10 protein-coding genes are annotated in these 9590 nt (G+C 64.3%); 6 read left to right on the top strand and 4 right to left on the bottom strand.

Annotated elements, in window-relative coordinates; all coding sequences use genetic code 11:
* Nucleotides 1-209: 209 nt before the first annotated feature.
* Entirely contained in the window at nucleotides 210-746 is a 537-nt protein-coding gene (locus tag ASH00_RS16045) for a GNAT family N-acetyltransferase (protein WP_056550427.1), read from the bottom strand.
* Nucleotides 743-1405: a zinc ABC transporter ATP-binding protein AztA gene (gene aztA, locus ASH00_RS16040; protein ID WP_442854362.1), complete on the bottom strand. Its 663-nt coding sequence runs from the start codon at nucleotides 1403-1405 to the stop codon at nucleotides 743-745. The genes ASH00_RS16045 and aztA overlap by 4 nt, the downstream gene beginning before the upstream one ends.
* Nucleotides 1406-1465: 60 nt before the next feature.
* On the opposite strand from aztA, the gene aztB reads away from it, so the two are divergent.
* The 5 genes from aztB (at nucleotide 1466) to ASH00_RS16015 (ending at nucleotide 6921) form a co-directional block, all read left to right on the top strand.
* A complete protein-coding gene (aztB, locus tag ASH00_RS16035; protein WP_056550425.1) occupies nucleotides 1466-2332 on the top strand; it encodes a zinc ABC transporter permease AztB in 867 nt (288 codons plus the stop codon).
* The gene (locus ASH00_RS16030; RefSeq protein WP_056550423.1) at nucleotides 2319-3533 is read left to right on the top strand and encodes a hypothetical protein; all 1215 of its coding nucleotides are present in this window, start codon (nucleotides 2319-2321) and stop codon (nucleotides 3531-3533) included. Before aztB ends, ASH00_RS16030 begins: the two co-directional genes overlap by 14 nt.
* Complete coding sequence (gene aztC, locus ASH00_RS16025; protein WP_056550422.1) at nucleotides 3530-4462, top strand: zinc ABC transporter substrate-binding protein AztC; 933 nt, start codon at nucleotides 3530-3532, stop codon at nucleotides 4460-4462. Before ASH00_RS16030 ends, aztC begins: the two co-directional genes overlap by 4 nt.
* Before the next feature lie 40 nt (nucleotides 4463-4502).
* Nucleotides 4503-5714 carry a zinc metallochaperone AztD gene (gene aztD, locus ASH00_RS16020; protein WP_056550420.1) on the top strand — a complete coding sequence of 404 codons (1212 nt, stop codon included), beginning with the start codon at nucleotides 4503-4505 and terminating at the stop codon, nucleotides 5712-5714.
* 160 nt (nucleotides 5715-5874) lie between these two features.
* Nucleotides 5875-6921: a copper resistance D family protein gene (locus ASH00_RS16015; protein ID WP_056550418.1), complete on the top strand. Its 1047-nt coding sequence runs from the start codon at nucleotides 5875-5877 to the stop codon at nucleotides 6919-6921.
* Between the two features lie 62 nt (nucleotides 6922-6983).
* On the opposite strand, the gene ASH00_RS16010 is transcribed toward ASH00_RS16015, so the two are convergent.
* Both ASH00_RS16010 and ASH00_RS16005 read right to left on the bottom strand, forming a co-directional pair.
* Nucleotides 6984-7640 (bottom strand): class I SAM-dependent methyltransferase, encoded by a 657-nt coding sequence (locus ASH00_RS16010; protein ID WP_056550416.1) that lies wholly within the window; start codon nucleotides 7638-7640, stop codon nucleotides 6984-6986.
* Between the two features lie 40 nt (nucleotides 7641-7680).
* A complete protein-coding gene (locus ASH00_RS16005; protein ID WP_082566213.1) occupies nucleotides 7681-8712 on the bottom strand; it encodes a matrixin family metalloprotease in 1032 nt (343 codons plus the stop codon).
* Nucleotides 8713-8913: 201 nt separating this feature from the next.
* Here ASH00_RS16005 and ASH00_RS16000 point away from each other — a divergent pair, with 201 nt between their 5' ends.
* A complete protein-coding gene (locus tag ASH00_RS16000; RefSeq protein ID WP_056550414.1) occupies nucleotides 8914-9564 on the top strand; it encodes an SDR family oxidoreductase in 651 nt (216 codons plus the stop codon).
* The last annotated feature ends 26 nt before the right edge of the window (nucleotides 9565-9590 follow it).

Raw genomic sequence — 9590 nt, 5'->3', positions numbered from 1 at the left:
ATGATGGTGGCGGCACGGCTGCTCACCGCTCCGGCACTGGCCGCTTCAGCCAGAACAGCCAGGGCCGGTACGACGGATGCTCCTGGCCCGGGAACCTCAGGCAGGACGTCGTGTCCGAGGCGTAACCGGCGGTTAGCTTCGGTACGGCTGATAGGCACCCCTGCTAAAGCCGCACGTCGCTCGACTGGCACAATCCCGCCAAACCACACTCAGCCCAACGCACGCTCCAGCACGAAGTCCGTTTCCACGTTCCGTCCAAGCTGAAACGTCTTCGCCCCCACACGCGTGAATCCGTGCTTCTCGTAAAAGCGGACGGCACGGGCATTGCGGTCATTGGTGCCGAGCCAGATTCCCTTGGCGCCGGTTCCCTTCGCCGCAACCTCGAGCGACGCTTCCATCAGGCGCGACGATGATCCTTGCCCGTGATGCGACGGGTGCACATAGAACTTGCTCAGCTCGATGGTCGGGAAAAGCGAGAGGGAAGACCGCACCTGCTCGTCCTTGGGAAGTCCTTTGACCAGCGTGCTCCAGGCAAGAAGGTGACCATCCTCCCGCAGGCATAGCAGGATCTTGTCCGGGTCCGCTATGTGTTGGGTGAACCGTTCCTCGGAAAGCTCTGATGCGATGAAGTGTGCAATGTCGTCGGGATGCGACGTCGGTGGACAAGCGAGCGGGAAGGTGACGGCAGCCAGGGTGGCGAGAGGGCCGGCGTCGTTCGCGGTGGCATGGTCAATAACAACGGTCACGAAGTCAGGGTAGCGCTGATCGCCGGCCGGGGCACCGATCCTGTATCGGAGATGACGAGGCCGCCCTCGAGTGTGACTACCCGATCTGCACGCTCGATGTCCTCGGGTGAGTGGCTCGATTCGATGACGGTCACGCCACGCAGCAGTTCCTCGTCGACCGCCAAGCGGATGAGCCGGTGTGCCGCAGTGTCCAAGCCGGCCGTGGGCTCGTCAAGGATCAGGATGTCCGATTCCTGCGCCAGCCCCTGCGCAATAAGCGCACGCTGACGTTGCCCGCCGGAAAGCCCGGCGAGTTGCCGATCAGCGAGGTCCGAAATCCCCAGGCGTTCCATGGCATCCCGCGCGATACGGCGATTTCGCGGACCAAGCGGCAACAGCCAGGAACGATGAGGCCACCGTCCCATCTCGACCGTCTGACGCACCGTACAGGGAAGGATCTCCGAGGTCCGCGTGTGCTGGATGACAAAGGCCGGCCGGCGGCTGGTGGTGAGGGTCACCGATCCGGACTGCGGCCTCAGCACGCCGGCAACCAACGCCAGCAATGTCGACTTTCCTGAGCCGTTGGTGCCCGTGACCGCGGTGTGCACCCCTCTCTCGAACGCGAGCGAAACCTCCCCAAGTGCGCGCCTGCTCGGATAGGCGTATCGAACGCCGCTCACAATCACCATCATTCTCCTTATTTGCTAATCATTCTCATTATCAATATAGGATGAGTCGCGATGGAATGGTTACTTGAGCCCCTAAGCGCGTCCTTCGTGCAGCGTGCCCTGATCGGCGGCGTACTGGTTGCTGTGTTCTGCGCCGTGGTCGGAACCTGGGTGGTAGTGCGCGGTATGGCGTTCCTCGGAGATGCGATGGCGCACGGTCTGCTGCCGGGGATCGCGATCGCGTCGCTGCTGGGCGGCAACCTCATCATCGGTGCAGCGGTCAGTGCTGCGGCGACCGCTGCGGGCGTCTCGGTGATCACGAGGAACCGGCGGGTTTCGCAGGACACGGCGATCGGACTGCTGTTCGTCGTGATGCTCTCACTCGGGGTGATCCTCGTATCTTCAGCCGGAACCTTCGCCGTCGACCTGACCGGAACACTGTTCGGTGACATCCTTGCCGTGGGGATGGATGACATCCTGGTGCTCTCGGTCGTCGGCGCAGTGGTCCTGGCAACTGCCGCCGTCCACCATCGCGCGTTCACTGCCGCCGCCTTCAATCCGCAGAAGGCCGCGAGCCTCGGCCTGCACCCTCGACGCACGCACTTCGTGTTGCTGTGCCTGATCACTTTGGCGGTAGCGGCATCGTTTCAAGTGGTGGGCACGCTGCTCGTCTTCGGACTCCTCATCGCTCCACCGGCCGCAGCGCTGGTGTGGGCGAAATCCGTCCGCACCGGGATGGTCCTCGGATCCGCTCTCGGCGCTGCCAGCGTAGTGGTCGGCCTGTGGATCTCCTGGTACGCCTCCACCGCGGCAGGAGCCACCATTGCCCTCGCCGCCGCACTGTCCTACTTCATCTCCGCCCTCGCCCACACGCTCCTCACCCAGGCAAAACCCGCTCCCTCCCTAGAAACGGAATTTCAGCCCAGTGCATCGAACTAGAAGCCCGCTCCTCCTGCTTGGCCTGCTCCCGCTGCTCGCAGCGTGCGCAACGTCCGACGCCGGTACCCAGCCCGACGCCGGCAGCCAGACTCCTGTTGAAACGCAACCTCACGGCTACATCGCCGGAGCGCAGGAAAATGCTGAGCCGCAGACCGGGTTGCTCACCGTCGACGAAGAAACCGGAGAAGCCCAACTGCTCTCACTCTTGACGGAAGAAACCGTCGACGCCGGCACCTTCGGCCCGGTCGCTGCAGTCCACCAGGACGGCCGGTACGCCTTCATTTCCACCGACGACGGCGTCAACGTGTTCGACACCGGCGCCTGGACCGTCGCCCACGGAGACCACGACCACTACTACAGCGCCGATCCGGGCGTGGTCGGCACGCTGGATCTCGAAGACCCGGGTTTCATTGCCGGAAACGGCTCGATGATTGCCGTGTTCTCCGATTCGGAGGGGTACGCCTCCCTCTACCGCACCGAGGATCTGGACGCCGGCACGATCGTCGAGACCGGACGCATCACCACCAGCCCTCACCGCGGAGTCGTGGTCCCGTTCGAGGATTCCTTCATCGCCAGCGTGGAAGGCCCCAACGGAACTCCCGACGGCGTCGAAGTCCGGAACCTCAAAGACCAGACCGTACTGCCCAAGGCACAGTGCCCCGGACTGAGCTCCCATGCGCAGACTCGTGCCGGCGTCGTCTTCTCCTGCACAAACGGCGCGCTGTTGATAACTGAGGACGATGGCGCGTTCGCAGCCGAGCACATCCCGTACCCCGCAGACGCAGCAGTTGAGCCTGCACGTATGCTCAGCCATCGCCCCGGTTCAAACGAACTCGCGGGCCCCTCTGGCGACACCGGGGTCTGGCACCTCGACGTTACAAAGCGGGTATGGACGTTCCTCAAGACACCCGTTCCGGTAGTCGCTGCGTCAGCAGTAGGGGACACGCAAACCGTTCTCGCCGTGGGCACCGACGGGTCCCTGCTGTCCGTCGACCCTGAATCCGGTGAAGTCCCTAACCGGGTTCCGCTGCTGGAACCCGTCGAGGATTCGACGCCGCAGCTACGCATCGATACCTCCCGTGCTTACGTGAGTGATCCGGCGGCATCGACGGTGTACGAGATTAACTACGCCGACGGCCTCCGCATTGCCCGAACCTTCGACGTTCCGTCCGCCGACTTCCTGTTGGAGACCGGACTGTGAGGCGCGCGCTCACCGCCGCAGCGCTTGTCCTCGCAACGGGATTGAGCGGATGCTCCGCCGCCGCCGCGGACCGGCCCACCGTCGTCGTCACCACCAACATTCTGGGAGATATCACCCGTAACCTCATCGGGAACCAGGCCGAGGTCGTCGTTCTCATGGAGTCGAACGCAGACCCGCACTCCTTCGGGATTTCGGCCCAGCAGGCGGCCCGGATCGAGAACGCCGACCTCATCATCTCCAACGGCGCAGACCTCGAGGAGGGCGTGCTCAACCATGTCGAAGCAGCGGCCGCGCAGGGTGTCCCCACCGTCCAGGCCATGGACGCGATCGAGCCGATCACCTTCACCCACGACGACGACGGCGGCACCTCCACCGACGGCGACGGCACCACCTCCGACGATCCCCACTTCTGGACCGACCCCGGCCGGGTGGCGCAGGCGTCCGAAGCGCTTGCTGACGAAATTGTCGAGCACGTGGACGGTGTGAACGACGACCTCATACGCGAGCAAACCGCGGCATACCTCACGGAACTCAGCGTGCTCGAAACCGAGATGGAGGGCAGCTTCGCCACGATTCCCGAGGACAGACGGAAGCTCATCACAAACCACCATGTGTTTGGCTATCTCGCCCAGCCGTTCGGGTTCGATGTCATCGGCGCAGTGATTCCGAGCGGCACCACGCTGGCATCGCCGAGCTCGTCGGACCTCGATGACCTGACCAGGAAGATCCGGGACGCCGGCGTCGTGGCGATTTTCGCCGACTCCTCCCAGTCACAACGGCTTGCCGAAGTCCTCGCCGCGGAAGTGGGCACGGACATCGACGTGGTCCCGCTGTTCACAGAATCCCTCGGCGCCGAGGGCTCCGGCGCCGACACCTACCTGGACATGATGCGCACAAACACCCAGCGCATCACCGAAGCACTGTCATGAATCACGCACTGTCAGAAATCACCCATTGAAAGGAATACCCATGCATCACCGCTCCAGACCCATCCGCTTAGCCACGGCGTTCGCGGTCACGGGCCTTGTGCTCACCGGCTGCGGAACCAACCCGGAACCGGCAGCGACGGGTGCCGCCGACGCAGCAGTAACCGTCGCCGAACCCACCCCTCGCGTAGTCACGACGTACGACGGCGGCATCCAGGTGCTCGACGGCGACACCTTCGAGGTGCTCGGCGACTTCCCGATGGAGGGCTTCAACCGGATCAATCCAGCCGGCGATGGACGCCACGTCATCATCTCGACCGCCGAAGGCTTCGAAGTGCTCGACACCGGAGCCTGGACCGACGGCGGCACCTCCCACGCTGAGGAACCGGTGATGACGGACATCGCCTTTCCCACGAGCAAGCCCGGTCACGTGGTCCGCCACGACGGCAAGACCGTCCTCTTCAGCGACGGAACCGGCGAAGTGACGGTTTTCGAATCCAGTGACCTCGCCGAAGGCCAACCGGAAGTCGAGACCTACTCGGCGGAGGAAGCGCACCATGGTGTCGCCGTCGAGCTTTCCAGTGGTGAACTGGTGCTCACGCTCGGCAACGAGGAAGAACGCCCCGGCATTGTGGTCTTCGACGAAGACGGCAAGGAGATCACCCGTAACGAGGATTGCCCGGGTGTACACGGTGAAGCGACGGCCGCAGGGGAAGCCGTGGTGATCGGTTGCCAGACCGGCGTCCTTATCTACGACGACGGCAAGATCACCAAGCTCGACAGCCCCACCGAGTACGGGCGGATCGGCAATCAGGCAGGGTCTGAGGAATCGGTCATCACACTCGGCGACTACAAGCAGGATCCCGACGTTGAACTGGAGCGCCCAGAAACGATCTCGCTGATCAACACCGAGACGAAGGACCTCACGCTGGTTGAGCTCGGCACGAGTTACAGCTTCCGGTCACTGGCCCGCGGTCCGCATGGTGAAGGGCTGGTCCTGGGCACGGACGGCTCGCTGCACGTGATTGACCCTGAGACCGCCGAGGTGACCAACAGTTTCCCGGTGATTGGAGAGTGGGAGGAACCGCTCGAATGGCAGCAACCGCGACCAACCATCTTCGTCGAAGACCACACTGCCTACATCACCGACCCGTCCACCAACACCATCCATGCCGTTGACGTGGAATCCGGGGAAATCACCGGAACCGGTGAACTGGAGCACACTCCGAACGAGCTGACCGCCGTCACCGGATGAGCTAAGTGAAGCAGGAGGATCCCGTCGCTGTGATTTATCAGCGGCGGGGTCCTTTCGCGGGTTCTCCTTCAATGAGCGGCCGGACGCTGTGCGGGTCCGCGGCCGGACGCTGGCCTAGGATCGGAGGACCGTCTCTGAGCTGTGCCGATGCTGAGGCGTAATGACCGTCCGGAAGGCTGCCATGCAGGTGTTTCCCCGAACAGCCCACGCTGTCGGTGCGCCCTCCGGGCGTTTCCTGACCGTCGCTTTGGTGGCCGTGGTGGTGTCGGCATTGATTCCGCTGGCACTTTTCGGGCTGTCCGACGACGGCGGCGCCGCCAACTTTGTCGGCTGGACTTTGCCGCTGGTGCGCATGCTGGTGCACCTCACTAGCCTGACGGCGATTGCACTGTTGTGCGTTGGCGTCCTGCTACCCGCAGACAACCCCCAAGGCGACGACGCCGGTTCGGAAGTTCTCGCACCCTTAGCCATACGGCTCGGCAGGCGGGGGAGCGTGGCGGCGCTGGCCGCCGTCGTCGTTTGTGGGTTGTTCCTGCTCTGGACCTACTTCGACGTGCTGGGTCAGGGTCCGTTGCAGGGGGCAGGGTTCGCGGACTTCGGGGTCTTTCTGGATCAGCTCGCGTCGGGGCGTGCGCTGATTGCGCAGATCGGATTCCTGCTGGCCAGCGCTGTCATGGCGTGGGTCGCGCGGACCTCCACTGCATTGAGAATGGCACTGTTCCTGGCCGTTGCGGGCACCACCACGCTGGCCCTCGGCGGACACGCCGCTTCCGAGTCGGGGCACGGCCTCGCGATGTTCAGCATGACCGGGCACATAGCGGCAGCATCGGTGTGGGTCGGTGGGCTTGCGGGTCTCGGATGGCTGGCGCTGTACCGGGTTGAGGTGCTGCACGCCGTGGTGAAGCGGTTCAGCCGCCTCGCGCTGATCTGCGCGGCTGTGGTCACTGTCAGCGGTGTGGTCAGCGCACTCGTGCGAGTACCGGACCTGACGGCGCTGCCTGGTTCCCTGTATGGCCTGGTGCTGGCGTTGAAGGTGGTTGCGCTGGGAGGGTTGATCGGGTTCGGGGCGTTGCACCGCCGTCGTCTGCTTGCGGGAAACACCTTCAGCCGTGCCGACTTCGGAAGGCTGGCGGCCGGTGAACTGGTGGTCATGGGTGTCGCTTATGGTTTGGCCGTTGCGCTCGTGGGGCTTGAACCGCCGTTGTAGATTCGGCCCGGACCGGCGCTCGCAGGGTCCCGGCGCCCGTACGTCCCGGGGGGATCCGGCGCTCAAGGGGCAACCGCGTGACCGAGGATGTGCGCAACGCGCGGCGCCAATGGCTGAACCGAGAACCCGAAGCGCTCGTTGTCTCTGATGTCGAAGCCGGCAGCGCTGATTGCTTGCAGCGTGTCCCGGTTGGGGTGGCAGCCGCCGGCAGCCCGTCGCCACAAGGGTGTCATCACGTCCTCGAGGGCAGCGAGGACTTTCCGGTCCGAGCGGACGTGCTCGTAGAAGGCAAGAATCCCGCCCGGGCGCAGCACCCTGCGGACCTCAGCCAGGGCAGCAACCTGGTCCGAAACGCTGCACAGTACGAGGCTCGCGACAACAGCGTCCGCACTGCCATCCTCAACCGGAATGCTTTCGGCCGTGCCGGTGACCACTCGAACGGGAACCGGCGCACCGGACGCCCGGCGGATGGCGATGGACCTGAGGTGATCGTCCGGTTCGACCGCCAGAACCTCGGTGACCGTGCGCGGATAGTGTGCGAAATTCGATCCCTCACCGGCACCGATCTCGACCACAACACCGGTCAAGTCCGCCAGGAGAGCGCGGCGGTGTTCATCGGCGCCCCTGCGGTTCATCTCCTCCACAGCCCGGGCATAGGCGCGCGCAAATCGGGGATGTTGCAGTTCGGCGGGTCCTGATTGGGAATCCGGAACGGTCATTGGCCCACTGTGGAGCTGCGATCAGCCGGCGTCAAGGGTCTTAGAGCTCCGGCACGCACGGCCCTGCGCCGAGCTTCGCCAGACCGGCGAGGTCCCCGTCTGCGAGGGTGGTCAGCTCCCTGGTCTCCTCATACATGAGCTGGTTCGGATCATCCACGTGGTCGAGACCGAGCACGTGCGCCAGTTCGTGGATGACGATGGCCCTTACATGGTCGCGCCCGCCCGGATACCCGAGGATCTCGGTCATGGCCGGCGCATCGAGCATCACCTGACCCGCCACGAGGACCATGGGTTTGTCCGGACGCTGCGCTACCTCACTGCCGCCGAGTCCCGCTGTGGGACCCGCGAGATCCGGCACCTCTTCCGGACTGGTCCACGTAATGAGGACCGGTGCCCATCGCTTGCCGTACAGCTCAGGCTGATAGGAGTCGCGGCTCTCGGGGCTTGGAGCTTCGGTTGTTGGTCCGTCGAAGACGAAGGTCAGCCCGGTTGCGGCAGCCACCTCGGCAACGGCTTCCTGAACGATCCCCTCGGTTCCAGCCGGCGCAAAATTCGGACGGATCACATAGTGCACGGGCCGGCACGGGTCATAGGCGACAAATTCCTGCCGGAGACCGGGGTACTCAAACAGCTTGTACTGAGCAGAACCGGTCGACGGCGGCGGCGTCCCCAGCGGCGCGGCTGCTGCTTCCACACCGCGCGGCGGCACGTTGGACCAGGGCAGGTGCGGAAGAACATCGGGAAAGATGTCGCGCTCGAAGACGGTGGGAGTTAGATAGAGGGCGATAACAAACGCGATGAGCACTCCAGTGCGGACCCGCAGCTTACGGACTGAAGACCGCTCACGACGACGGCGGCGGCGCTCTCCCCGAACCCGCCTCCCGCCGTTCTCAGCTGCGTACGCGCGAAGCTGTTCGTTCAGCGCTTCCTCGAGCGCCCATTGCGGAACGCGCCCCGAGCTGGATTGCCGCATCCCGCCCGACAACGGCGGCACTGACGACGACGGCCGCATCCCGCCCGACAACGGCGGCACGTCATCCTTCCGGGACCATTCGCGGTCCAGTACCCCCATGTGTGTGTCTCTTTCTCGTAGGGCAGGCTTTCCCAGAGTCAGTTTCCCCTACGGATTGTGGCTCGAATCCTGTTTTAGGCCAATCCTGCTGAAAAGCTGCGCGGCGGCAACGCCCAATCCCCGGTGGCCGGCACCCTGTTGGAATGCTCAGCGGTTTCGTGGTGTTGCCAAGGACAAGACACCCAACGAAAAGGAGCGGATATGTCACGCATTGCCATCATTGGAGGCCACGGAAAAGTGGCGTTGCACCTGTCGCGGATCCTGTCCGGAGCCGGTCATGAAGTGAGCTCGATCATTCGCAATCCCGATCAGTCAGCCGACATCGAGGACACAGGAGCGAAGCCGGTGATCGCGGACGTGACTCAGCTTGCGGTCGGTGAGCTGGCCGACGTCGTACGCGGGCATGATGCGGTGGTGTGGTCCGCGGGTTCGGGAGGCAGTAGCCCTGAGGCGACCTACGCCATAGACCGGGACGCTGCAATCCGTTCCATGGACGCAGCTAAGGAGGCGGACGTGAACCGCTACGTGATGGTTTCCTACATCGGCGCACGGAAGGATCACGGTGTGCCCGAGGACAATGGGTTCTTCCATTACGCGGAGGCGAAGGCTGCGGCAGACGAGTACCTGCGCGGGACTGACCTCGAGTGGACCATCCTCGGCCCGGGCGCGCTGACCACGGATCCCGGCAAGGGAACCATCGAGGTGTCGGCCGAGCCGCAGCAGGATTCAGTGGCACGTGAGGATGTGGCGCAAGTGGCTGCATCGGTGCTGAACAATCCGGGGACTGTTGGGAAGTTTATCCAGTTCAACACCGGCGAGACGCCGATCCCCGAGGCACTTGAGGTGGTGTGACCCCGCCGTCGTTCTTCTGCCGGTGC

Origin of the sequence: Arthrobacter sp. Soil782 (assembly GCF_001428435.1) — a bacterium.
Classification (GTDB): domain Bacteria; phylum Actinomycetota; class Actinomycetes; order Actinomycetales; family Micrococcaceae; genus Arthrobacter_D; species Arthrobacter_D parietis.
This window is presented reverse-complemented; position numbering and strand designations above follow the sequence as displayed.

Excerpts from the sequence above, each read along its gene's own strand:
- aztB (WP_056550425.1), top strand. The coding sequence starts at position 1,466 with ATGGAATGGTTACTTGAGCCCCTAAGCGCGTCCTTCGTGCAGCGTGCC.
- aztD (WP_056550420.1), top strand. The coding sequence starts at position 4,503 with ATGCATCACCGCTCCAGACCCATCCGCTTAGCCACGGCGTTCGCGGTC.
- ASH00_RS16015 (WP_056550418.1), top strand. The coding sequence starts at position 5,875 with ATGACCGTCCGGAAGGCTGCCATGCAGGTGTTTCCCCGAACAGCCCAC.
- ASH00_RS16010 (WP_056550416.1), bottom strand. The coding sequence starts at position 7,640 with ATGACCGTTCCGGATTCCCAATCAGGACCCGCCGAACTGCAACATCCC.
- ASH00_RS16005 (WP_082566213.1), bottom strand. The coding sequence starts at position 8,712 with ATGGGGGTACTGGACCGCGAATGGTCCCGGAAGGATGACGTGCCGCCG.
- ASH00_RS16000 (WP_056550414.1), top strand. The coding sequence starts at position 8,914 with ATGTCACGCATTGCCATCATTGGAGGCCACGGAAAAGTGGCGTTGCAC.